This window comes from Bacillus sp. JJ1773 (assembly GCF_036962035.1).
Taxonomy (GTDB): domain Bacteria; phylum Bacillota; class Bacilli; order Bacillales; family Cytobacillaceae; genus Cytobacillus.
Genome location: NZ_JBALNX010000026.1, coordinates 1 through 23,962, shown reverse-complemented (window position 1 = coordinate 23,962; position 23,962 = coordinate 1). Strand labels below are relative to the sequence as shown.

General features: G+C 38.7%; 24 protein-coding genes and 3 other annotated features. Of the genes, 21 read left to right on the top strand and 3 right to left on the bottom strand.

Annotated features, from left to right (window positions below):
• The first annotated feature begins 377 nt into the window (after positions 1-377).
• From speD to V7127_RS05825, 11 genes are all read left to right on the top strand, one after another.
• Positions 378-758, top strand: a complete 381-nt coding sequence (gene speD, locus V7127_RS05875; RefSeq protein ID WP_066292566.1) for an adenosylmethionine decarboxylase — start codon at positions 378-380, stop codon at positions 756-758.
• Positions 759-909: 151 nt separating this feature from the next.
• Positions 910-1,371 (top strand): transcriptional regulator NrdR, encoded by a 462-nt coding sequence (gene nrdR / locus V7127_RS05870; protein ID WP_066292568.1) that lies wholly within the window; start codon positions 910-912, stop codon positions 1,369-1,371.
• Between the two features lie 80 nt (positions 1,372-1,451).
• Positions 1,452-2,870: a replication initiation and membrane attachment family protein gene (locus tag V7127_RS05865; RefSeq protein ID WP_335484297.1), complete on the top strand. Its 1,419-nt coding sequence runs from the start codon at positions 1,452-1,454 to the stop codon at positions 2,868-2,870.
• A complete protein-coding gene (gene dnaI / locus V7127_RS05860) occupies positions 2,870-3,799 on the top strand; it encodes a primosomal protein DnaI (RefSeq protein WP_335484295.1) in 930 nt (309 codons plus the stop codon). The genes V7127_RS05865 and dnaI overlap by 1 nt, the downstream gene beginning before the upstream one ends.
• Before the next feature lie 369 nt (positions 3,800-4,168).
• Positions 4,169-5,044 (top strand): putative sporulation protein YtxC, encoded by an 876-nt coding sequence (ytxC, locus tag V7127_RS05855; RefSeq protein ID WP_335484293.1) that lies wholly within the window; start codon positions 4,169-4,171, stop codon positions 5,042-5,044.
• Between the two features lie 73 nt (positions 5,045-5,117).
• Positions 5,118-5,341, top strand: a binding site (T-box leader).
• Between the two features lie 45 nt (positions 5,342-5,386).
• On the top strand, positions 5,387-7,318 hold the full coding sequence (thrS, locus tag V7127_RS05850) for a threonine--tRNA ligase (RefSeq protein WP_335344231.1): 1,932 nt from the start codon (positions 5,387-5,389) through the stop codon (positions 7,316-7,318).
• A 209-nt stretch (positions 7,319-7,527) separates the two neighbouring features.
• Positions 7,528-7,656, top strand: a sequence feature (ribosomal protein L20 leader region).
• Between the two features lie 150 nt (positions 7,657-7,806).
• On the top strand, positions 7,807-8,310 hold the full coding sequence (gene infC / locus V7127_RS05845; protein WP_066292582.1) for a translation initiation factor IF-3: 504 nt from the start codon (positions 7,807-7,809) through the stop codon (positions 8,308-8,310).
• 15 nt (positions 8,311-8,325) lie between these two features.
• On the top strand, positions 8,326-8,526 hold the full coding sequence (gene rpmI, locus V7127_RS05840; protein WP_066292584.1) for a 50S ribosomal protein L35: 201 nt from the start codon (positions 8,326-8,328) through the stop codon (positions 8,524-8,526).
• A gap of 25 nt (positions 8,527-8,551) precedes the next feature.
• A complete protein-coding gene (rplT, locus tag V7127_RS05835; RefSeq protein WP_335344229.1) occupies positions 8,552-8,911 on the top strand; it encodes a 50S ribosomal protein L20 in 360 nt (119 codons plus the stop codon).
• Positions 8,912-8,965: 54 nt separating this feature from the next.
• Positions 8,966-9,238 carry a DUF1294 domain-containing protein gene (locus tag V7127_RS05830; RefSeq protein ID WP_335344228.1) on the top strand — a complete coding sequence of 91 codons (273 nt, stop codon included), beginning with the start codon at positions 8,966-8,968 and terminating at the stop codon, positions 9,236-9,238.
• Between the two features lie 70 nt (positions 9,239-9,308).
• Positions 9,309-9,878, top strand: coding sequence for a TVP38/TMEM64 family protein (locus tag V7127_RS05825; RefSeq protein WP_335344227.1), 570 nt, complete (start codon positions 9,309-9,311; stop codon positions 9,876-9,878).
• 31 nt (positions 9,879-9,909) lie between these two features.
• Here V7127_RS05825 and V7127_RS05820 read toward each other — a convergent pair whose 3' ends face one another.
• The gene (locus V7127_RS05820) at positions 9,910-10,326 is read right to left on the bottom strand and encodes a sigma-w pathway protein ysdB (RefSeq protein ID WP_335344226.1); all 417 of its coding nucleotides are present in this window, start codon (positions 10,324-10,326) and stop codon (positions 9,910-9,912) included.
• 129 nt (positions 10,327-10,455) lie between these two features.
• Between V7127_RS05820 and V7127_RS05815 the strand changes: the two genes are divergently transcribed.
• Positions 10,456-10,947, top strand: coding sequence for a dUTP diphosphatase (locus tag V7127_RS05815; RefSeq protein WP_335344225.1), 492 nt, complete (start codon positions 10,456-10,458; stop codon positions 10,945-10,947).
• Positions 10,948-11,020: 73 nt separating this feature from the next.
• Positions 11,021-12,106: a M42 family metallopeptidase gene (locus V7127_RS05810; protein WP_335344224.1), complete on the top strand. Its 1,086-nt coding sequence runs from the start codon at positions 11,021-11,023 to the stop codon at positions 12,104-12,106.
• A gap of 52 nt (positions 12,107-12,158) precedes the next feature.
• On the opposite strand, the gene sspI is transcribed toward V7127_RS05810, so the two are convergent.
• Positions 12,159-12,365: a small acid-soluble spore protein SspI gene (gene sspI / locus V7127_RS05805; RefSeq protein ID WP_335344223.1), complete on the bottom strand. Its 207-nt coding sequence runs from the start codon at positions 12,363-12,365 to the stop codon at positions 12,159-12,161.
• A gap of 119 nt (positions 12,366-12,484) precedes the next feature.
• On the opposite strand from sspI, the gene V7127_RS05800 reads away from it, so the two are divergent.
• From V7127_RS05800 to pheT, 3 genes are all read left to right on the top strand, one after another.
• On the top strand, positions 12,485-13,237 hold the full coding sequence (locus V7127_RS05800) for a TrmH family RNA methyltransferase (RefSeq protein WP_335484289.1): 753 nt from the start codon (positions 12,485-12,487) through the stop codon (positions 13,235-13,237).
• Between the two features lie 77 nt (positions 13,238-13,314).
• Positions 13,315-13,594: a binding site (T-box leader), on the top strand.
• Positions 13,595-13,649: 55 nt separating this feature from the next.
• On the top strand, positions 13,650-14,687 hold the full coding sequence (pheS, locus tag V7127_RS05795; protein ID WP_335484287.1) for a phenylalanine--tRNA ligase subunit alpha: 1,038 nt from the start codon (positions 13,650-13,652) through the stop codon (positions 14,685-14,687).
• Between the two features lie 49 nt (positions 14,688-14,736).
• The gene (pheT, locus tag V7127_RS05790; protein WP_335484285.1) at positions 14,737-17,151 is read left to right on the top strand and encodes a phenylalanine--tRNA ligase subunit beta; all 2,415 of its coding nucleotides are present in this window, start codon (positions 14,737-14,739) and stop codon (positions 17,149-17,151) included.
• A gap of 36 nt (positions 17,152-17,187) precedes the next feature.
• On the opposite strand, the gene rnhC is transcribed toward pheT, so the two are convergent.
• Entirely contained in the window at positions 17,188-18,129 is a 942-nt protein-coding gene (gene rnhC, locus V7127_RS05785) for a ribonuclease HIII (RefSeq protein ID WP_335484283.1), read from the bottom strand.
• 126 nt (positions 18,130-18,255) lie between these two features.
• On the opposite strand from rnhC, the gene zapA reads away from it, so the two are divergent.
• The 5 genes from zapA (at position 18,256) to V7127_RS05760 (ending at position 23,734) form a co-directional block, all read left to right on the top strand.
• Complete coding sequence (gene zapA / locus V7127_RS05780) at positions 18,256-18,519, top strand: cell division protein ZapA (RefSeq protein WP_335345238.1); 264 nt, start codon at positions 18,256-18,258, stop codon at positions 18,517-18,519.
• 3 nt (positions 18,520-18,522) lie between these two features.
• A complete protein-coding gene (locus V7127_RS05775) occupies positions 18,523-19,065 on the top strand; it encodes a CvpA family protein (protein WP_335484281.1) in 543 nt (180 codons plus the stop codon).
• Between the two features lie 102 nt (positions 19,066-19,167).
• Positions 19,168-20,889 carry a DNA polymerase/3'-5' exonuclease PolX gene (gene polX, locus V7127_RS05770; RefSeq protein ID WP_335484279.1) on the top strand — a complete coding sequence of 574 codons (1,722 nt, stop codon included), beginning with the start codon at positions 19,168-19,170 and terminating at the stop codon, positions 20,887-20,889.
• A gap of 64 nt (positions 20,890-20,953) precedes the next feature.
• Positions 20,954-23,308 (top strand): endonuclease MutS2, encoded by a 2,355-nt coding sequence (locus V7127_RS05765; RefSeq protein WP_335484277.1) that lies wholly within the window; start codon positions 20,954-20,956, stop codon positions 23,306-23,308.
• A gap of 18 nt (positions 23,309-23,326) precedes the next feature.
• Positions 23,327-23,734 carry a DUF350 domain-containing protein gene (locus tag V7127_RS05760; protein WP_335345234.1) on the top strand — a complete coding sequence of 136 codons (408 nt, stop codon included), beginning with the start codon at positions 23,327-23,329 and terminating at the stop codon, positions 23,732-23,734.
• Positions 23,735-23,962: the final 228 nt, after the last annotated feature.

Here is a 23,962-nt window from a genome sequence, read left to right as displayed (position 1 = left end):
TTTTGTCGACCTCGAGGTCATAAGCCAATCCTGAAAGGTAGAGCTCACCTTTCAGGGAGGATCGTCTTGTGCTTGTCGGGGGTGGGCGAGGCGCTTCCGCTTTTCTATTTTGCAATCATATCCATCTCTAGTAAAATCGATAGACAGTCCTCTTTTGAGCCTTATTATAAAAGAGGACAAAGAGAACCCTTTAACAAATTTTTAGAACTGTATTGCAAAAAGAAATTAAACAAAGTATACTAGTCATCGTGAACTTCTATTATTTTGTTTATAGTGGCTACTTAAAGGGTTAGGACCTCTTTGGACTAACTTTCCCCCGTGGTAGTTATCTGGAAATGTAGAATGTCATTATTATTGTTAAAGGGGGAAATTTGAATATGGAAACGATGGGTCGTCACGTAATCTCAGAACTTTGGGGATGCGATTTTGAAAAGTTAAATGATATGGATTTTATTGAGCGTACTTTTGTAGATGCAGCATTAAAATCGGGTGCTGAAATCCGAGAGGTGGCATTTCATAAGTTTGCACCACAGGGTGTGAGCGGAGTTGTTATCATCTCTGAATCGCATTTAACTATTCACAGCTTTCCTGAGCATGGTTATGCCAGCATTGATGTATATACGTGTGGAGATCTTGACCCTAGCATTGCTGCAAACTACATTGCAGAGGCGTTAGGTGCAGAAACGTGTGAGAATATCGAAATTCCACGCGGGATGGGTCCAGTTCAAGTTAAACAAGCGCAAGCTAATGCTTTATAATAACAAAAGGCATGAAAATTCAGAGGTGTATTTTATACACCTCTTTTAATTTGCCCATTTTCGGACTCATTAACTATTGGGCTTTTATCTAAAAAATAGTACAATAATAGTACCCGAGCATTTTGAATGAAAAGAATCCGGAGCTGATTGTATGAAATGTCCTTCATGTCAAAATAACAATACACGTGTACTTGATTCTCGTCCTGTTGATGACTACCGTTCCATTCGGCGCAGACGAGAATGCGAAGCCTGCGGATATCGTTTCACAACCTTTGAGAAGGTTGAGGAAATTCCTCTTATTGTCGTCAAAAAAGAGGGAACAAGGGAAGAATTCAGCCGTGATAAAATATTACGGGGTCTTATTAAAGCTTGTGAGAAACGTCCTGTTGCCCTGAAAGAGCTGGAAGAAATTACTTCCAGTGTCGAGAAGGAACTCCGCAGTAATGGTGTCTCTGAAATTCAAAGTGAAGCTGTTGGTGAAATGGTAATGGACAGGCTGGCTAAAATCGATGATGTCGCCTACGTAAGATTTGCATCGGTTTATCGGCAGTTTAAAGATATCAATGTCTTTATTGATGAATTGAAAGAATTGATTAAGAAAGAAAAGGAATAAAAGGGGCACGTTCTTTGAGCTAAAGAAATCTTTAGCTCTTTTTTGGTAAATGATTATTATTGAATTGAAAGGTTGATAAAATGGTTCAGCATTGGCAGGAATTGGTTCCGATTGATCGATATGTGGTAGCTGCTAGCGGGCTTTTGCATGCTTATGACCGAAAAGTGCTAACTTTTTTGTATCAGCCCTTAATCGGATCTACTTGTTTTAGTTTATACATGACATTATGGTCGGAGTTGGAAGAAAATCGATTATGGTCCAGCTCTAATTCACATCACAGCCTGATGAATTTTATGGATTTAGGCTTAAATGAGATTTACAAAGCCCGTATAAAGCTTGAAGGTATTGGGCTTATGAAGGTTTATGAAAAAAAAGATGAAGATGCCAGATCATTTATTTACGAATTGATCCCGCCTTTAACACCGGAACAATTTTTTTTAGATGGAATGCTAAATATATATTTGTACAAAAAAATTGGTAAAAATCAATATTCGAGATTAAAGCGGTTTTTTTCAGAAGATAAGGTGGATTCTAAGGGGAATTACTTTGAAGTTACCAAATCATTTCAGGATATTTTTATGACAAGTCATATGGACTCTATTTCTTATGATTCAGAAGCCGAAGAGATGATGCAAGCTTCAGAAGGGAAAAGTTTTATCAGAAGAGATGAACAGGACCGTATACAAATCATTCATGATACATTTAATTTTAGGCTTCTTGAAGCTGGACTAAATGAGTCCCTGATTCCGAAAGAGGCTTTCACAAAAAAAGTAAAAAATGCGGTCAGCAATCTTGCTTTTTTATATGGAATAGATGCGATCCAAATGAAAAATATTGTCATCAGCGCCATTACAGAAGATAATGAAATAAACATAGAAGAGTTGAGGAAGTCTGCTCGTGATTGGTACCAATTTCAACATCATGATCAGCTTCCATCATTAGTTGATCGAACACAGCCAATGGCACAGCGGACGCAAATAAAGGAGCCCGAAACGAAGGAAGAGGAATTGCTTCGTGCTTTAGAGATTACTTCACCTAGGCAAGTGCTAAAGGATCTTTCTGGAGGGGCAGAGCCTTCAAAAGGGGATCTGCAAATTATTGAAGGTGTTATGTTTAATCAAAAGCTGCCTCCGGGGGTTGTAAATGTACTGATTCAATATGTCATGCTGAAGACAGATATGAAATTAACGAAAGGCTATGTAGAAAAAATAGCGAGCCACTGGGCAAGAAAGAAAATAAAAACGGCAAAAGCAGCTATTGATTTAGCCAAAAATGAACATAGGCAATATATGGAATGGGGAGACGGGAATAAGAAACCAGCTAATTATGCAGGAAAAAAGAAACCGATTCGAACGGAAATGCTTCCTGACTGGTTTGACGAAACAGGTACCCCTGCACAAGAATCAATCAATAAACAACAGGATGAAGATCTTGAACTGAAAAAGAGAGAACTTCAAGAAACAATAAAGAAGTTACGTTCAGGAAAAGAGGCTGACTAATGGAAAGAATTAATGACACATTAAAACGATTGGCTGGCAGAGAGGATTTTCAAAAAAGATATGAAATGCAGCGCAGGGAAACATTAAATAATCCAGACGTGAAGGCCTTTCTCAAAAGCCATCAAGATGAATTAACCGAGAAAATGATTGAAATAAGCATGGTGAAGCTTTATGAATATTGTAATCAAAGCAAGGAATGTAATCGATGTCCAAGCTTAGATGGATGTGTGAATTTCATGAAGGGCTATCATCCAAAGCTTGTTATAGAAAGAGGCAGCATTGCATTACATTACGACAAATGTCCTCGAAAGGTTATGGACGATGAGAAACGCAAAAATGAAAAATTAATTCAAAGCTTGCATGTTCCAAGGGATATCCTTGAGGCTTCCTTTGATTCCATTTATGAGGATGATGAAAGAATTGATGCTGTTCAGAAGGCTGCTTCGTTTATAATGAATTATAAACCAGGCTCCAGACAGAAGGGATTATACTTTTATGGGAAATTTGGAGTTGGAAAATCATATTTACTAGGTGTTATTGCTAATGAATTGGCTAAAAAAGAAGTTTCGTCCATGATTGTGTATGTCCCTGAACTTTTAAGGGAACTAAAAAGCTCAATTGCTGATTCTACTCTTAATGAAAAGGTTGAGACTATCAAAAAAGTGCCTGTTTTAATGTTTGATGACATTGGTGCAGAAACGATGTCTAGCTGGACGAGAGATGAGGTCATGGGACCCATCCTACAATTTCGAATGCTCGAAAGCCTGCCGACTTTTTTTACTTCTAATTTTGATTTTCAAGGACTGGAACATCATTTATCCTACAGCCAGCGAGGAGAAGAAGAGAAAATGAAAGCCCGGCGCATAATGGAGAGGATCAGATATTTAGCGGAACCAGTTGCCGTGGAAGGACGGAACCGCAGAGTTTAGATGTTAAAGCCTGAATAAACGGTATACCTATTGGTTTTCACTGGAAAGAGTTAATAAAATTATTTAGAGCTGTCCTATTCTCAGGATGGCTCTGTTTTTTTAGAGATGAATTTATCGCAGATTAACGGGCTGTAAGATCCCCACTTCAAGAAGTTGAGTAAAATAAAAAAATTCTAAGTGGGGGATCAACAGTCCGTAAAGGCCCGATTGGTTCAACTAACAATCAGTGGGGGATGAAGGAAAACCCCCACTGATTGAAGTTTCACTTTATTATCCTCAACATACATATGAATTCTTATCAGCACTTCTATTTTGTCCAAATTCCCCATATACATTTAAAACAGAATACTATATAAAGGGGGGATTTGGTTGATCGAAATCACTTTCCAGAAGACCGAGGATGCTAAAAATCTTTTTAGATATTTACAATATTATTTAGCTTCTTCCGCACTTTCCAATAAAAATATTCTTCAAATTGAAGATCACCATATAGTTCGAATCCATATCGAGCCACAAATGAAAAAGGATTTAGAAATGATAAAAGAAGTTTTCTATAAGTTTATTATTACTAGTAAACAAGATAATTGGTTTCGCAGAATTATAGCTGAACATTATTATTATCAGGATGAGGAGGAACAGCAGCAAATTCTTGAGATTATTCATTCCATCCTAGAAGGAAATAGAAAGGACCTTACCACTTTCCTGAGTGATGTAGATATGGAGGGGAATATTAAAAATACGATTAATGAAATCTTCCATGAGAATATTAACTTTTCCTTCGATTCCTTTGTGAAATTTAGATTGCGTCCAATAATGGACCAAATGGCCAAATATGTAGAAATTTCAATAGATGAATATAAAATGGAGCAAGAGTACCAAATGTTTATTCAAACTTTAAGGGATTTTTTAACAGGTAGAGAAGCGAAGTTCGACCACATTCATTTACTAATTGATGATGGCATTCATTTTTTTAATGAAAACTATGATGAAATGAAACGGGCGGATTTAGCACATATGATTGATAGAAGGCTTCTGATTAATCACCCTGTTTATGTGGATTCAGTTACGATTGCCCCATTGCTTTCCATTGCACCGGCCATTATTTATCTTTATACCGAGTATAAGGAGCAGGCACTCGTCAGAACAATCCAAAATATTTTTGAAGAAAGACTCGTGATAAGCTCAACTAGTAAATTTTATAAAAATAAAAGTATGCTAACGTATACAGCTGATGAAAAAATATAAAGATGCCCTTGATTTTCCTGAAATAACAAACTATAATAACGTACATAATATGAAGTGCATCAATTCTTAATAAATATAAGTTTTGATAAGGACAAGGGTATTCTTTTACGGTTTAAAGAGAGGGAAGGCAAGGCTGGAACCTTCCTAACACGAATAGAATGCTTACCACCTTTGAACTTCAGCTCGGAAATGGGCTGACGGTCACAAGCCGTTAAATTGCTACAAGTCATTTGACACATATTTTTGTGAAATGAGAAGTAGGGTGGAACCACGTGTTAATTACAACTCGTCCCTTTTTTAGGGACGAGTTTTTTTATTTTTATCCAAATAGGAGGATTTGCTATGTCAGATTTAATTAAAGTATCGTTTCCCGATGGGGCTGTAAAGGAGTTTCCTAAAGGGACGACAACAGAAGATATCGCTGCTTCTATAAGTCCTGGACTTAAGAAGAAGGCGATAGCAGGTAAATTCAATGGCGAAATGTACGACCTGCGCCGTCCAATTGAAGAAGATGGAGCGGTCGAAATCGTTACTCAAGACAGCAGCGATGCATTGGAAGTACTTCGCCACAGTTCAGCACACTTAATGGCACAAGCGATTAAGCGCCTATATAAAAATGTTAAGCTCGGTGTAGGTCCTGTCATCGAAGGCGGGTTCTACTATGATATTGATCTTGAGCAATCCTTGACTCCAGAAGATCTGCCGCTTATTGAAAAAGAAATGAAAAAGATCATCAATGAAAACATTGATATCATTCGCAAGGAAGTTAGCCGTGATGAAGCTGTTAAATTGTTCAAGGAAATTGATGATGAATATAAATTGGAGCTGATCGAAGCAATCCCAGCGGATGAGACAGTGACACTTTATGAGCAAGGAGAGTTTGTTGACCTTTGCCGCGGTGTTCACGTGCCATCTACTGGCAAGCTGAAGGAATTAAAGCTACTAAGCATTGCCGGTGCTTACTGGCGCGGAAACAGCGATAATAAAATGCTGCAGCGCATATATGGAACAGCTTTCTTTAAGAAGGAAGATTTAGCAGAGCATTTGCGCCTGCTTGAGGAAGCAAAAGAACGTGATCACCGTAAGATCGGGAAAGAGTTAAATTTATTTACAAACTCACAAAAAGTAGGACAAGGCCTGCCGCTATGGCTTCCAAAAGGAGCAACAATTCGCCGTATCGTTGAGCGCTATATTGTTGATAAGGAAGTACGTTTAGGCTATGACCATGTGTATACACCAGTTATGGGAAGTGTAGAGCTATACAAAACGTCTGGTCACTGGGACCATTACCAAGAGGATATGTTCCCTGTCATGGAAATGGACAATGAGCAGCTCGTTCTTCGTCCGATGAACTGTCCGCACCACATGATGATTTATAAAAATGGCATTCACAGCTACCGTGAGCTTCCAATTCGGATTGCAGAACTTGGAACGATGCATCGCTATGAAATGTCTGGAGCATTGTCTGGTCTTCAGCGTGTACGTGGAATGACATTAAATGACGCTCATATCTTTGTCCGTCCTGACCAAATTAAAGAAGAATTTATTCGTGTTGTTCGGCTTGTACTTGACGTGTATAAAGACTTTGGCATCGAGGATTATTCTTTCCGCTTATCTTATCGTGATCCGCAAGATAAAGAGAAGTATTTCGATGATGACCAAATGTGGGAAAAAGCACAAGCCATGCTGAAAGAGGCTATGGATGAAATTGGGCTCGACTATTTCGAGGCTGAAGGAGAAGCTGCTTTTTACGGTCCAAAACTGGATGTACAAGTAAAAACTGCTTTAGGCAAGGAAGAGACTTTATCAACAGTACAGTTAGACTTCTTATTGCCTGAGCGCTTTGATCTAACTTATATCGGGGAAGATGGCAAACATCATCGTCCAGTCGTTATTCACCGTGGTGTTGTTTCAACAATGGAACGCTTTGTAGCCTTCTTAATTGAAGAGTATAAAGGGGCATTCCCAACATGGCTTGCACCTGTTCAAGTTCAAGTCATTCCTGTTTCGCCAGATGTTCACTACGACTATGCAAAGGAAGTGCTTGAACAACTTAAAGCTGAAGGCTTCCGTGTGGAGCTTGATGACCGAAACGAGAAAATTGGCTACAAAATTCGCGAAGCTCAAATGCAAAAAACTCCATATATGCTTGTAGTCGGCGATAATGAGGTAGCCGAAAAGGCGGTCAATGTTCGTAAATATGGAGAGCAGAAATCTGAAACAGTTCCATTTGCAGATTTTATTGCGGGATTGAAGGAAGAAGTTAAAAGATAATTGAGATATATCGACAACTTTCCGAATATATCAGCGACTTTCTAGAGCTCTAAAGTTTGAGAAACTCTGCTCATTTATTGGAAAATCTCAAAAATGTATTGCATGATTCCGATACATTTGTTACAATTTTCTTCGTTGCAACAGAAATGAACGTTTGACATGAAAACATCTTTTGTGATATAGTTGCTAAGGTAAATTGAATACAGTTTGAGGAAAAGAAGAAGCACCCGCTTCTCACCTGATTGACGCAAAGAGCAGTTGGCAGGTTTTACGTAAACATTGTTGTTTAAATTTTGTACGTAAAGTGTGGGTGTTGTCATCCACACTTTTTTTATTGGATTTAAACAGATCTGCGTCTCTTTGGAACAGATATGTTATGTATTCTTGCGAATGTAGCTTTCGTCCGGTGCAATAGGCTCTAATGCCTTCTTGACCCAAATGTTGTGTTCGCATATTAACCTTGGAGGTGTCTAACTATTAGCAAAGATATGTTGTTAAACGAGGGCATTCGCGCCCGTGAAGTTCGTCTTATTGACCAAAACGGCGAGCAATTAGGAATCAAGTCAAAAATCGAAGCACTTGAAATTGCTGCACGAGTTAATCTTGATGTTGTTCTTGTTGCACCGAATGCAAAACCTCCTGTAGCCCGTATCATGGACTATGGAAAGTTCAAGTTCGAGCAGCAGAAGAAAGATAAAGAAGCTCGCAAAAATCAAAAGATTATCAGTGTTAAAGAAGTTCGTCTAAGCCCAACAATTGATGAGCATGATTTTAATACAAAGCTTCGCAATGCAATTAAATTCCTTGAAAAAGGCGATAAAGTTAAAGCATCGATTCGATTTAAAGGACGTGCCATTACCCATAAGGAAATTGGTCATCGTGTATTAGTTCGCTTTGCTGAGGCTTGCACAGAAGTAGCTACTGTAGAATCACATCCGAAAATGGATGGCCGCAGTATGTTCATGATGCTAGCACCTAAAAACGAAAAGTAAGAGGAGGAATTCCAAATGCCAAAAATGAAAACTCACCGCGGCGCTGCTAAGCGTTTCAAAAGAACAGGATCTGGAAAACTTAAGCGTCACCACGCTTACACAAGCCACTTGTTCGCTAATAAATCTCAAAAACAAAAGCGTAAGCTTCGCAAAGGAACTCTTGTTTCTTCAGGCGATTACAAACGCATCCGTTTCTTATTAGTAAATCTTAAGTAATATCCGATATTAGGAGGGAAATCATATGCCACGTGTAAAAGGCGGTACAGTTACTCGCAAACGTCGTAAAAAAGTTCTTAAATTAGCTAAAGGTTATTTCGGTTCAAAACATACATTATATAAAGTTGCTAACCAACAAGTAATGAAATCTTTAATGTATGCTTACCGTGATCGTCGCAACAAAAAGCGCGATTTCCGCAAACTATGGGTTACTCGTATTAACGCAGCAGCTCGCATGAACGGTCTTTCTTACAGCCGTTTAATGCACGGTTTAAAGCTTGCTGGCATCGAAGTAAACCGCAAAATGCTTGCTGAATTAGCAATCGCTGACGAAAAAGCATTCGCTGAATTAGCATCTGTAGCTAAGCAAAACTTAAGCAAGTAATATATCTGCCATTCTCGATTAGAGGATGGCTTTTCTATTTTGGAGGTATAAATCATGCTAAAGATATTTATTACTTTGTTTATCATTATTAATATAGCGGGTTTTTACTTGATGAAAATCGATAAGAATAAAGCAAAAAACCATCAATACCGAATAAGCGAAAATACATTATGGCTTGTAGCCATTTTTTTCGGTGCTACTGGCATGACGCTAGGGATGAAAACCTTCCGTCACAAAACAAAGCATTTCCAGTTTAAATACGGTTTGCCGGTACTATCTCTCCTTGAAATAGGTCTCCTCCTATTTGCATTTAATCTTTTGTCATAACTGTCGGAATCCCTCAATAAGCTGTAAAAGAAGACAGCAAGGATTTTAAGCATTAAGAGGGTGAGTGAAGATGAATGATCAATTATCATTGCTATTTGTGATGATTGAAACAGCCGGAATTTTAGCCCCCATTGCCTTTATATTATTTCATATTTTAAGACAATTTTTCTTTATTCCTGTTCCTCTCGTATGTCTAACAGGAGGAATATTATTTGGCAGTTTTTTTGGCAGTTTATACTCGTTAATTGGTTTAATGCTAAGCAGTATTCTTTTCTATTTTCTTATTAGCCGTATGCCGAAAACACATGCTAAACTATCAAACTTAAAAAAACGATGGTTTGGGGAGTATCGGAATCTAAGTGTAGGTCAAATAGCTGTATTAAGGCTTATCCCCTTTATTCATTATCATTTACTGAATTTTTGCCTAATTGAGCGAAACAAAAGCTTTCAGGATTATCTTAAGAATTCATGGATAACAAATCTGCCTTTAGCCATTTTCTACACGGTGTTTGGAGAATTTATAAGTAGGTTTACTCCATCAATGATTCTCATCATCTTACTCTCCCTTGGGGTCCTTGTTTTCATATTAAGGGAAAAAGTAACTGTGATTAAGTGGAGGGAATTTTTTAAAGCTGCATAAAGAAAAAACGTTCGGGATTTTTCGAACGTTTTTAACTGTGTTCATTGAATGGTGTTTCGGGTGTCTTACTTTTTTCCATAAACTCTTTGATGGGACTTTTCCAGTCGATTTTTGCATTCGGGTAATTTTCGTATACTTTTCTTTCGATAAATTGTAAATCTTCTCGAACCATTCCTTTCAGTGAGGCAAGGTTTCTAGGCCAAATAAAGATAGAGATGACCTCAAAAGCGTTTTCAGTTGTCCCTAAGTATTTTTCCCCTTCAAACAAAACTCCTTTATAAGTAATCAAAAAGTTTTTACGCACATTGTTAGAATCATCTAAGAAATAATACCGTTTCTGCTCATGGGCCAGTTCGAGCTTCCGTTTCGGATTTAATAAATATTTGAACACGCTATATATGAGAAAAATTATAATAGCAAATAGCAGGAAGCGTATTAGCCACATCATAAGAAGCCCCTCCAATTGTATTTTCCTTTCATTACGAATAACCCAACAAAAAAGTTTCAACTTTCTATACTTTTGTTATAATTTTTTTATAATTATTTATAAGTAGACCTAAAATTAGGATGGTGTAAAATGAATTATCAAAAATTATTTACTATGCAAAAAGGACTGGATGAACATATTGAAACAAAGCATCAGCTGCAGAATGAAAATTTAATTGATCGTAAAGTGTTGGCATTACTTGTAGAATTAGGAGAACTTGCGAATGAAACGAGGTGCTTCAAGTTTTGGAGTTTAAAACCCTCATCCCCTAGGGAAACTGTTTTAGAAGAATTTGTGGATGGTGTTCATTTTATTCTTTCACTTGGAATAGAGTGCGGTTTTTCACAGGAAAGTGAATATTTAGGACAGAAAGAAGCAAAAACTTCTATAAGTGATCAGTTTTTGCATGTGTTTGAGTTAGTAAGTATGTTCAAAAACAGCAAGGCATTAGAGGATTATAAAGAACTTGTTCAAGCCTACATACAATTAGGAGAGCTTCTGGGCTTTAATGCAAAGGAAATCGAGAAAGCATATATTGATAAAAATGAAGTTAATTATGAAAGACAACGACAAGGGTACTAAATGGGTATTTTCTTTTTGTTATTAGAAAATTTTAGTATAATAAAACCGAATACATATTAAGGGAGTCGAAATAATGACGAAATTAGATGCAACGTTAACGATGCTAAAGGATTTAACTGATGCAAAAGGGATTCCTGGCAATGAGCGTGAACCTCGCGAAGTCATGAAGAAATACATAAGTGAATATGCCGATGAAGTGACAACTGATGGACTTGGCAGTTTAATTGCCAAAAAAGTCGGGAAAGAGGACGGCCCGAAAATAATGGTTGCCGGCCATTTAGACGAAGTAGGTTTTATGGTTACAAATATTGATGATAAAGGATTTCTTCGTTTTCAGACCGTTGGCGGCTGGTGGTCACAAGTCATGCTTGCTCAGCGGGTAACGATTGTGACAAACAAAGGGGATGTAACTGGAGTCATCGGTTCAAAGCCTCCGCACATTCTTTCTCCAGAAGCAAGGAAAAAGCCAGTAGACATTAAAGATATGTTTATTGATATCGGTGCTTCTAGCAAGGAAGAAGCGAAGGAGTGGGGCGTGAAACCTGGTGATATGGTCGTTCCATATTTTGAATTTACAGTGATGAATAATGAAAAGATGCTTCTTGCAAAAGCATGGGATAACCGTATTGGCTGTGCGATTGCCATTGATGTTCTAAAATCACTTAAAGATGCTGATCATCCAAACATTGTTTATGGAGTAGGAACAGTTCAGGAAGAGGTTGGACTTCGTGGTGCCCGTACATCCGCACAAAAAATTGAACCGGATATTGCTTTCGGGGTGGATGTAGGAATCGCTGGAGATACTCCTGGCATCACAGAAAAAGAAGCATTAAGCAAAATGGGTAAAGGCCCTCAAATCATTCTTTATGATGCGTCCATGGTTTCTCACAAAGGCTTGCGTGATTTAGTAACAGATACAGCTGATGAATTGAATATTCCATATCAGTTTGATGCTGTGCCAGGCGGTGGAACAGATTCAGGTGCTATTCACTTAACACATAATGGAGTACCTGCATTATCCATTACGATCGCTACCCGCTACATTCATTCGCATGCAGCCATGCTTCATCGTGATGACTATGAAAATGCTGTAAAGTTAATTGCCGAGGTCATTAAACGCCTTGATAGAGAAACGGTTGAAAAGATTACGTTTCAATAATTACAAAGAAAAAAGATGAGCCAACTAGGTCATCTTTTTTCGCTTATACTATTTATTTCAATCCATTCTCCAATGTTTGAAGCATCTCCTGTTTATCTTGATCAGAGGAGTTCTTCCAAATCACTTCGAATAATACTCCTAATCCAGGGAGCATTTTTTCCTCTCCGTTTTGGATAGCATCAACAATTGTATCCTTTAATTCGTCTTGTGAATTACCTGAAACATTGTGTATAATTGCGTTTCTTAAGTTTAAGTTCATTGACAGCACTCCTTCCGTATAATTGAATCGTTATTATCATTTCATTTTTTGGATTTATTATGTATTTTATTTGGGCTATAATAAGAAAATTGGAGCAAAAAATAAAGGAGAGTGAGAGTGTGAAGTATATTCACTCTGCGAATAACCCTCAAGTAAAGCAATGGAAAAAGCTTTTAACGAAAAAGGAAAGAGACAAAACGGGAACCTTTTTAGTCGAAGGCTTTCATCTCGTTGAAGAAGCATTATTAAACGGGCGTATTGAAGAAATTGTGGTCAGTGAAAATACGGGATTGCCGCCTTCATGGAATTATGGAGAAATTCCAGTAACGTTAGTAACGAATGACATTATTCAAAGTTTATCTGATACGGAAACACCTCAAGGGGTAATCGCCATTTGCCGTCAGCCCGAGTTTAACGCCGATCAAGTTAATGGAAACAAATATTTGCTAATTGATGCGGTTCAAGACCCAGGGAATTTAGGCACGATGATTCGAACAGCGGATGCTGCGGGCGTGGATGCTGTAATCATTGGGGATGGTAGTGTAGATAGCTATAATCCGAAAGTACTCCGCTCCGCACAAGGCAGTCATTTTCACCTCCCGATAGTTAGAGGAAATCTTTCTGACTGGATTAGTAAGCTTACGAAGGAAAACATCCCTGTGTACGGCACGGCATTAGAAAATGCAAAAGAGTATACAGAAATTGAAACTAAGGGGAGATTTGCCTTAATAGTCGGCAATGAAGGAAGCGGCGTACGAAAGTCAATTTTAGCAGAAACAACCGACAATCTATACATCCCGATTTACGGAAAAAGTGAATCATTAAATGTAGCTATTGCAACAGGGATTTTGCTTTATTACTTAAGAAATTAGTAATTGGGCGCTTTTTTTCAGAAAACCGTTTGAAACTATGTGAAGAATATACTATAATAACAGGAAAATTATATTGTTATAAAACAATGATGGAGAAAAGTAGCTTGCAGGGAACTTTTCAGGGAGAGAATGCCTAGACTGAGAGCATTTTCAGAGGGAAAGCAAGAGAAATTTCACCTCCTGAGTTGGCATCGGGACCATTATAAAGTTACGGCTGACTAAGCCGCTTCCACTTTTCAATGTAAAGATGTTCCGGCTTATTGCCGTTATCCGAATGAAGCGAATACATAAAGCGATCGATACATGCTTTTTGTGTTAAAAAGGGTGGTACCGCGAATCCAAAACCTCGTCCCTTTATGGGATAGAGGTTTTTTATTTTGGAAAAAAACAGATTTAAAGGAGGATTTTTTAGATGCAAGAGCGTTTAAAAGAACTGCAAAGCGAAGCGTTGGACAAAATCAGTCAAGTGTCTGATTTAAAAGAGCTAAATGATATTCGAGTATCCTATTTGGGAAAAAAAGGACCCATTACAGAAGTATTGAAAGGCATGGGGAAATTATCTGCCGAAGAACGCCCAGTCATGGGGGCACTAGCGAATGAAGTACGTGATGCTATTGCAGCAGGAATTGAAGAGAAGCAAATACATTTAGAAGAGACAGCTGTTCAAGAAAAACTGGCGGGTGAAAAAATTGATGTTACCTTGCCAGGCCGTCCAGTGAAAACGGGAAATCATCACCCTCTTACAAGCATCGTAGAGGAAATTGAAGACTTATTTATTGGGATGGGTTATACAATTGCTGAAGGACCCGAGGTAGAAAGTGATTATTATAATTTCGAAGCGCTAAACTTGCCAAAGGATCACCCAGCTCGTGATATGCAGGATTCCTTCTATATTACAGAAGACATTCTTCTACGTACCCAAACATCCCCTGTACAAGTGAGAACAATGGAAAAGCACAAAGGGAAAGGTCCTGTGAAAATTATTTGTCCAGGAAAAGTGTTCCGACGTGATAATGACGATGCTACACATTCCCATCAGTTTATGCAAATTGAAGGTCTAGTTGTCGATGAAAACATTCGCATGAGTGATTTAAAGGGAACTTTAGAATTGTTCGCGAAGAAGTTATTTGGAGAAGACAGAGAAATCCGCTTACGCCCAAGTTTCTTCCCGTTCACTGAGCCTTCAGTAGAGGTGGATGTATCCTGCTTTAAATGTGGTGGGAAGGGCTGTAACATTTGCAAAAAAACCGGCTGGATTGAAATATTAGGAGCTGGTATGGTCCATCCGAATGTACTTGAAATGTCAGGCTTTGATTCAAAGAAATACTCTGGATTTGCATTCGGAATGGGAGTGGAGCGGATTGCTATGCTGAAATACGGCATCGATGATATTCGCCATTTCTATACAAATGATGTGCGTTTCTTAAAACAATTCGCTATTAATGAATAGTTTACAGCTGCTAAAAGGGCTAGAAAAATGAGATACAGGAGGATATAACATGTTTGTTTCATATAAATGGCTGCAGGATTATGTTGATTTATCAGGTGTGACCCCAGCAGAGCTTGCAGAAAGAATTACGAAAAGCGGTATAGAGGTTGAAGGCATAGAGGTTCTAAATGAAGGGATTCGCGGTGTTGTCATTGGGCATGTTCTTGAAAGAGAGCAGCATCCGAATGCTGATAAATTAAATAAATGCTTAGTCGATATTGGTGGTGAAGAGCCTGTACAAATCATTTGTGGCGCATCTAATGTTGATAAAGGGCAAAAGGTTGCAGTCGCAACAGTTGGTGCTGTTCTACCAGGCAATTTCAAAATTAAAAAGGCAAAGCTGCGCGGAGAGGAATCAAATGGAATGATCTGTTCCCTTCAGGAGCTTGGGATTGAAAGCAAGCTTGTGGCAAAGGAATATTCAGAGGGCATTTATGTATTCCATCAAGGGGCCGAGGTTGGAACAGATGCAATTGAACAATTACATCGAGATGACCAAGTGTTAGAGCTTGGCTTAACTCCGAATCGTTCTGATTGCTTAAGTTTACTTGGAGTTGCCTATGAAGTGGCAGCGATTTTAGGAAGAGAAGTGAAGCTTCCTGAAACAGATCATGCTGAGTTATCAGAAAATGCTTCTGATTATATTCGAGTTGATGTGGAGGCACCTGAAGATAACCCGTTATATATTGCAAAAGTCATTAAAAATGTACAAATCAAGCCATCTCCTCTATGGATGCAAGGAAGATTGATGGCATCAGGCATTCGTCCGCATAATAATGTTGTTGATATTACAAACTATATTTTGCTTGAATATGGCCAGCCGCTTCATGCTTTCGACTATGACCGTTTTGGGTCAAAGCAAATTCTCGTTCGCCGTGCGAAGGATGGAGAAATCATCCAAACACTAGATGAAGCAAAAAGAGAATTAACTTCAGACCACCTACTTATCACAAATGGCAAAGAGCCAGTTGCCCTTGCGGGTGTTATGGGAGGCTTGGACTCTGAGGTACAATTCGATACAAAAACGGTTCTTCTTGAATCTGCATTTTTTAAAGGCGCAACAGTCAGAAAAGCATCTAAAGATCACGGTTTACGAAGCGAAGCAAGCGCGCGTTTCGAAAAAGGCGTTGATCCAAACAGAGTAAGAGCAGCAGCAGTAAGGGCTGCACATCTGCTCGAAAAATATGCTGGCGGAGAAGTGTTAGCAGGTTCTGTGGAAGCTAATACATTAAAGGTTGAACCGGCCATCGTTTCTGTTACATTAGATAAAATCAATCGTGTACTGGGAACATCATTAGAAATGAAAGACATTGAGGATATTTTTGCCCGTCTTCAATTTGAAACAAGTGTGGACGGAGATTCTATTATCGTAACAGTTCCTACCCGCCGTGGTGATATCACCATTGAAGAGGATTTAATTGAAGAAGTAGCTAGACTATTTGGCTATGATAATCTTGGATCAACTCTTCCATTTGGTTCATCAACACCGGGCCATTTAACAGCCTATCAAAATAAGCGCAGAATCGTCCGCAGATACCTTGAGGGAGCAGGCCTATACCAAGCGATCACTTATTCATTGACAAGCGGATCGAAAGCAATGCAATATGCATTAGAAACGCGGGAGCCCATTCGTTTGGCGATGCCGATGAGTGAGGAGCATAGCACACTTCGACTAAGCATCATTCCACAGCTCCTGAATGTCTTAAAACACAATGCTGCACGACAAAATGAACATCTTGCTGTTTATGAGATCGGAGATGTATTCCTTTCAGAAGGCAAGGATGTATTGCCAGAAGAACGAGAACATCTTGCTGGTGCAATAACAGGTTTGTGGCAAAGCCATCTATGGCAAGGAGAAAAGAAGCCAGTTGATTTCTTTGTTGTAAAAGGAATTCTTGAAGGCTTATTTGCTAGTATCGGTCTAGAAAATGTAATTGAGTATCGTCAAGCTGTAAGAGATGGATTGCACCCAGGCAGAACAGCAGACATCATCTTGAATGGCGAAGTAGCTGGTTTTGTAGGCCAAACGCATCCAACAGTAGAAAAAGAATACGATTTAAAAGAGACTTATGTTTTTGAGCTAAGCTTAAAGGCTATTTTAGAAGCAGAGACAGCGCCTTTACATTACCAAGCCATCCCGCGCTATCCATCTATCACACGTGATATCGCGCTCGTTGTCGATAAAGCTGCAGCTGCTGGAGAATTAGAAAGTATTATTAAGGAAGCAGGCGGAGCATTATTGAAGGAAGTTCAAGTATTTGATTTATACGAGGGCGACCGAATGGAGGAAGGTAAGAAATCTATTGCCTTCTCGCTTAAATATTTTGATCCTGAACGTACGTTAACGGATGAAGATGTTGTGAAAGCCCATGATAAAGTATTACAGGCAGTGAAGGATAAAGCTGGAGCTGTATTAAGAGGATAAACAACTAGGGGATGCCATTTGTGGCATCCCCTGTTTTTATTTTCGGTACTTCGATGCTACTAATCGCTTCGCCTTTTCTGTATTAGCAAAATGAAGCTTTACGAAGGCTGGCAGGCATTCAAGCCCTTTTTCATGAATAAGCCTCGCAGCTGCCTCATCAACCTTTGCCCCAGCCCCTTTTGTAATCTTAAATCCAGCGGCTTTGCTCAAATTGTCAAAGTGCTTGATGAACGCATATCTTGCGAGAATCGATGCAGCTGCTACTGCTAGGTGAATGCCCTCCGCTTTCGTACTAAAATACACATTTTCCGTTTGGACGACTGACTCCTTTTTTAAGTATGAATAATACACTTCCTCTTTAGCAAACTGGTCAATTAAAATCGCTTCGGGAACGTTTGGAGCAATTTTTTTTAGGAGATGCCCGATTGCTTGATTATGAAGCAAAGCTTTCATTTTGCCCTGTGACATGCCTGATTGCTGCAGTTTATTATATTTTTCATTGTGTAATGTTAATAGACTAAAAGGGACAATATCTTTAATTTCCTTGGCAATGCTCACAATCTTTTCATCATTTAAGTCTTTCGAATCCTTCACGCCTAATTCCTTCAGCAAGGGAATTTGATCCCTATTCACATAAGCTGCCACTACGGTAATAGGTCCAAAATAATCTCCTGTCCCAACTTCATCTGAGCCAATAACAGAAAGAGAGCTAATATTTTTTGGCAAGTGATTTAACTGGTAGCTTTCCTTTTTGGCAGAACTAGAAGGTTTGGCGGGTTTGCCCCATTTCGAAGATTCTTCTTCGCTGCCGCTTCCTTGAAATAATACTTTTCCGGATTTATAAGCGGTAATGGCACAGGATGGCGTTTTCGCGGCAAAGATACTCCCAGGCGGATTTTTATCTGATAGAAAGCGATCGTAATATATTTTCATCTCAGCAATTTCATTTAAAGCTTTAACAAGAACAATATTGCTCATACATTTTGCCCCTTTCCTATAGGCGTTTACATATTCTGTGTTTTTTTGACACGCTTCTACTTCCCACGTTTTTATGTTTCATGTTATGATATGGATTAGGATTCTAACGGAATGGAGGCATGACGATTGTCAGATGTACAAAAAAACCGTACGAGTGTAGATATATATGGACAGCAATATATTATTATCGGTACTGAGAGTCATAGCCATGTTCGGCTTGTTGCCTCAATGGTTGATGATAAAATGCGTGAAATCAGTTCCAAGAATCCTTATCTTGACAGCAGTAAATTAGCCGTTTTAACGGCTGTCAATGCCGTTAATGATTATATCAAGCTGAAGGATCGTCTAGAAAGGCTTGAAATTGAATTAAAAGAGAAAAGGACTGAATAAGTCATGCTAGATCTTGCCATACTCATTATATTAATAATAGGTTTTTTCGTTGGCTTAAAGAGGGGCTTTATTCTGCAATTGATCCATTTAGTCGGCTTTATTATCGCATTTATTGTTGCTCATATGTATTTTGAAAAGCTGGCCCCTAAATTAACCTTATGGGTTCCTTACCCAAATCTCCAAAGCAATTCAACAATGCGAATGCTATTTGATCAAGTCAATCTTGAAGATGCTTACTATCGCGCCATTGCCTTTGTCGTGATTTTTTTTGCGGTAAAAATTGTCCTGCAAATGATAGGAAGTATGCTTGATTTTGTTGCACACCTGCCGGTTCTAAAGCAATTAAATGTTTGGGCAGGCGGAATATTAGGTTTTATAGAAATATATCTTATCATGTTTATTCTATTATACATAGCAGCATTAGTACCAGTAGATTCCATTCAAAATGCCATAAATGAATCCTTTATGGCAAAAGGAATTGTAAAAAATACTCCGATATTTTCTCAGGCTATAAAGGAGATGTGGATTGAATACATAGCTTCTTAACTTCTCTAAAGCAGAGAAGTTTTCTTTTTAAGCAGATAAAAACTGATATTTATAGGAAACAATATTCACAATACAAGTTTTTCAAAAAAGTAGGTGTTCAATATGGGAATTAATAAAAAAGATGCTATTCGGCTCTTAGAAACGATTGCGATTTATATGGAGCTCAAGGGAGAAAACCCTTTTAAAATAGCTGCTTTCCGTAAAGCGGCTGCTGCATTAGAGGCAAATGATCAGAGTTTGACCGAAATAGAAGATTTTACGAAAATTTCTGGGATTGGAAAGGGAACTTCTGCGGTCATTGAGGAGTATATAGAGTTAGGACATTCAACTGTTTTGAATGAACTGAAGGAAGAAGTGCCAAAAGGATTAATTCCGCTGCTTCAATTGCCTAGTCTCGGAGGTAAAAAAATTGCGAAGCTGCATAAGGAGCTAGGGATAGAAAATGCAGCTGACTTGGAAACGGCTTGCCGAAATAAACAAGTACGGGAACTTGCCGGATTTGGGGAAAAATCAGAAGAAAAGATTCTTGCTGCATTAAGTCAAGTGGGAGGCAGACCGGAACGGCTGCCACTCGCTTATATGCTTCCGATTGCAGACTCCATCGAATCTGTTTTAAATGACATAGATGAGGTTGAGAATTTTTCACGAGCGGGCAGCTTAAGAAGAATGAGAGAAACTATTAAGGATTTAGATTTTATCATTGCAACGACTAAACCAGAGGTCGTAAAAGAAAAACTATTAGCCCTTCCACTGATTAAGGAGACGATTGCGGCTGGGGATACAAAGGTTTCAGTCATTCTAGAACATAGCTATGATATATCCGTTGATTTTCGTCTAGTCATGCCTGAGGAATTTGCAACTACGCTTCATCATTTTACTGGCTCCAAGGAACATAATGTAAGAATGCGTCAGCTTGCTAAAGAACGCGGGGAAAAGATTAGTGAATATGGAGTAGAAAATATTGAAACCGGCGAAGTTGCCACTTTTACAACTGAAAGGGAGTTTTATGCACATTTCGGGCTCCCTTATTTTCCACCCGAAATCAGGGAGGACGGAAAGGAAGTAGATGAATACTCTACTGAATTGGATTTAATCACTCTTTCCGATATAAATGGTGATCTCCATATGCACACGACTTGGAGTGATGGTGCCCATACGATTGAAGAAATGGTTGAGGCCTGCCGTGCACGAGGCTATAAATATGTTGCCATAACGGATCACTCTCAATATTTAAAGGTTGCAAATGGATTAACTTCTGAACGCTTAAGAAAGCAAAAAGAAGAGATTAAACGGCTAAATGAACGCTACGATGATATAACTATTTTATCTGGTGTTGAAATGGATATTTTACCTGACGGAACATTAGATTATGATGATGAACTACTTGCGGAAATGGATATCGTCATCGCGTCTATTCATTCGTCCTTTTCCCAGCCGAAAGCAAAAATAATGGAACGGTTAAAAACAGCCTTGAAGAATCCCCATGTTGACATCATCGCTCACCCAACTGGCAGAAAAATTGGCCAAAGGGATGGCTATGAAGTAGATATAGATCTATTGATTGAACTCGCAAAAGAAACGAATACTTTCTTAGAATTAAATGCAAATCCGAACAGGCTAGACCTTGCCCCTCAGTATATTCGCAAGGCCCAAGACGCTGGTGTGAAAATAGTGATTAATACAGATGCCCATAAGATGGACACATTGACTCATATGTCTATCGGTGTATCGACAGCAAAAAAAGGCTGGATTAAGAAAAGCAGTGTCCTTAACGCCATGGATATTGGAGAGCTGCTGGAATTTATAAACAATAAGGATAGATAGGAGGCTAGCAGAACTTGTTAGCTTCAGCTGTCCTTTTGCATTTCGAATAGGAGGTCACATCCTCATGCAGGAAAGAATTTTTAAAGTGCTGGAGTTTAATAAAGTAAAGGAACAATTACTCGAGCATGTATCATCTGAGTTAGGAAGAAGAAAAGCAGAACATTTAATGCCATCTGTCGATTTTGAAGAAGTTCAGCAGTGGCAGGAAGAAACAGATGAAGCTGTAAAGGTGCTTCGAATTAAAGGCAACGTCCCGCTAGGCGGAATATATAATATACGGCCGCATGTCAAAAGGTCACTCATTGGCGGGATGCTAAGCCCGCATGAATTAACACAAGTAGCAAGCACTGTTCATGCAAGCAGACAAATTAAAAGATTTATTGAAGAGTTTGTAGATGAAAATGAGAATTTACCTATATTAAGCAGCTATGTTCTTCGTATTATCGTCTTAGCTGATTTGGAAACAACGATCAAAAATGCAATAGATGACAACGGAGAAGTATTGGATAGTGCGAGTGATACGCTTCGGTCTCTTCGAAATCAATTGCGTACGAAAGAATCCCGGGTTAGAGAAAGACTGGAAAGCATGATCCGTTCGTCAAATGCGCAGAAGATGCTTTCTGACGCCATTATTACGATTCGTAATGATCGCTTTGTTATTCCAGTCAAACAGGAGTACAAAGGGCATTATGGCGGAATTATCCATGACCAAAGCTCTTCAGGTCAAACATTATTTATCGAACCTCAATCGATTGTCCAATTAAATAATGAGCTTCAGGGAATTCGTGTGAAAGAGCAGCAGGAAATTGAAAGGATTTTAATAGAACTTTCAAGCAAGGTAGCAGAAAATAGTTCGGAGCTAGAAGCAATTGTTGATGTTCTAACCGAAATAGATTTTATGTTTGCTAAAGCGCGTTACAGCAACCGGATGAAAGCATCAAAGCCTAAGGTAAATTATGAGGGGAGAATATCTTTATTTAAGGCGCGTCATCCGCTTATTCCTGCGGACGTTGTAGTAGCGAATGACATTTCATTAGGAAAAGACTTTTCGACCATCGTTATAACAGGTCCAAATACCGGAGGGAAAACCGTCACATTAAAAACAGTTGGCTTATGTACGCTAATGGCCCAAGCCGGACTGCAAATCCCAGCCTTAGATGGATCTGAAATTGCTGTCTTTGATGCTGTGTATGCAGATATTGGCGATGAACAATCTATCGAACAAAGTCTTAGTACCTTCTCCTCTCATATGGTGAATATTGTTGACATTCTAAATAGGGTAGACTTTAACAGTCTTGTTCTCTTTGATGAATTAGGTGCAGGAACAGACCCTCAAGAGGGGGCCGCTCTTGCTATTTCCATATTAGATTATGTATATAAACGAGGAGCAAGGGTCATTGCAACGACTCATTATCCTGAATTAAAAGCATATGGTTATAATCGGGAAGGAGTCATCAATGCGAGTGTAGAATTTGATATTGATACACTTAGCCCGACATATAAGCTGCTGTTAGGGGTTCCCGGCCGAAGCAATGCATTTGAAATTTCCAAGAGGCTTGGCCTCCAAGAAGATGTGATTGACACAGCCCGTTCCTATATAAGTGCAGACAGCAATCAGGTTGAGAATATGATCGCTTCGTTAGAGGAGAGCAGAAAACAGGCTGAAGCAGACAAGGAAGAAGCAAGTGACCTTTTAAGAAGTGCTGAAATGCTTCATAAAGATTTGCAAAAGCAAATGATCGAATTTTTTGAGCAAAAAGATACTTTACATGAAAAAGCGGCAGAAGAGGCCGAAGCTATTATCGACCAAGCGAAGGCCGAAGCTGAAAAAGTCATCCGTGATTTAAGAAAAATGCGTATCGAAAAAGCAGCAGAGATAAAAGAACACGAATTAATTGAAGCAAAGAAACGTCTGGAAGAGGCAGCGCCTAAAATTAAAAAGACAAAAAAACTAATTACAAGTAAAGCTAAGCATATATTTAAGCCCGGGGATGAAGTAAAGGTTTTAAGCTTTGACCAAAAAGGAACCCTGATTGATAAGACATCTGACAAAGAATGGCAAGTACAAATTGGGATTCTGAAAATGAAGGTAAATGAAAAGGATTTGGAGTTTATTAAAAGTCCAAAACCAGTGGAAACAAGACCAATGGGGATTGTAAAGGGAAAAGACTTTCATGTTAGTCTTGAACTAGACCTGCGAGGGGAACGATATGAAAATGCTCTGCTTCGAGTGGAGAAATATATCGATGATGCACTGCTAGCTGCCTATCCTCGTGTTTCCATCATACATGGAAAAGGAACTGGTGCACTTAGACAGGGTGTACAGGAATACTTAAGAAATCATCGTTCAGTCAAAAAAATCCGGTTCGGTGAAGCAGGCGAAGGCGGATCAGGTGTAACGGTTGTTGAATTTAAATAACGGATTGGGAGAGAAGAAATGAACCAATTTTGGGAAAATGATTTTGTACAAACGGCGGGGTATTATAGTGTTGTCATTTTATGTATGATCGTATTCTTAGCTGTTTTCGAATTGGTCACGAAATATCGGAACTGGGATGAAATCAAAAATGGGAATATAGCGGTTGCTATGGCAACAGGGGGAAAGATATTCGGGATTGCCAATATTTTTAGACATTCCATCATGATAAATGATTCACTTTTCACCATGATCAGCTGGGGAGTATTCGGCTTCTTTCTACTGTTAACTGGTTATTTTATCTTCGAATTCCTTACACCGAAATTTAAAATTGATGAAGAAATTGAAAAAAATAATAAAGCTGTTGGATTCATATCCATGGTTATTTCGATTGGTTTGTCCTATATTATTGGGGCAGGCTTATCTTAAGGAGCGGGGATATAAGTGGATAAATTAGCAAAAGTATTATTTGGTCTTTGTGGGTTGTTTGTTGTAATCGGTGCTATTTACTTATTATTTATTGCCTAATCTTTTTTTAATATAGTTTTCAAATCGCCATAATCATATGGCGATTTTTTTGTAACCTGATGTATTTAGATATAAATCCAGTTCTTCTCTATCGAGAGTGTAAATAAGATAAATATATTAACTCTTACA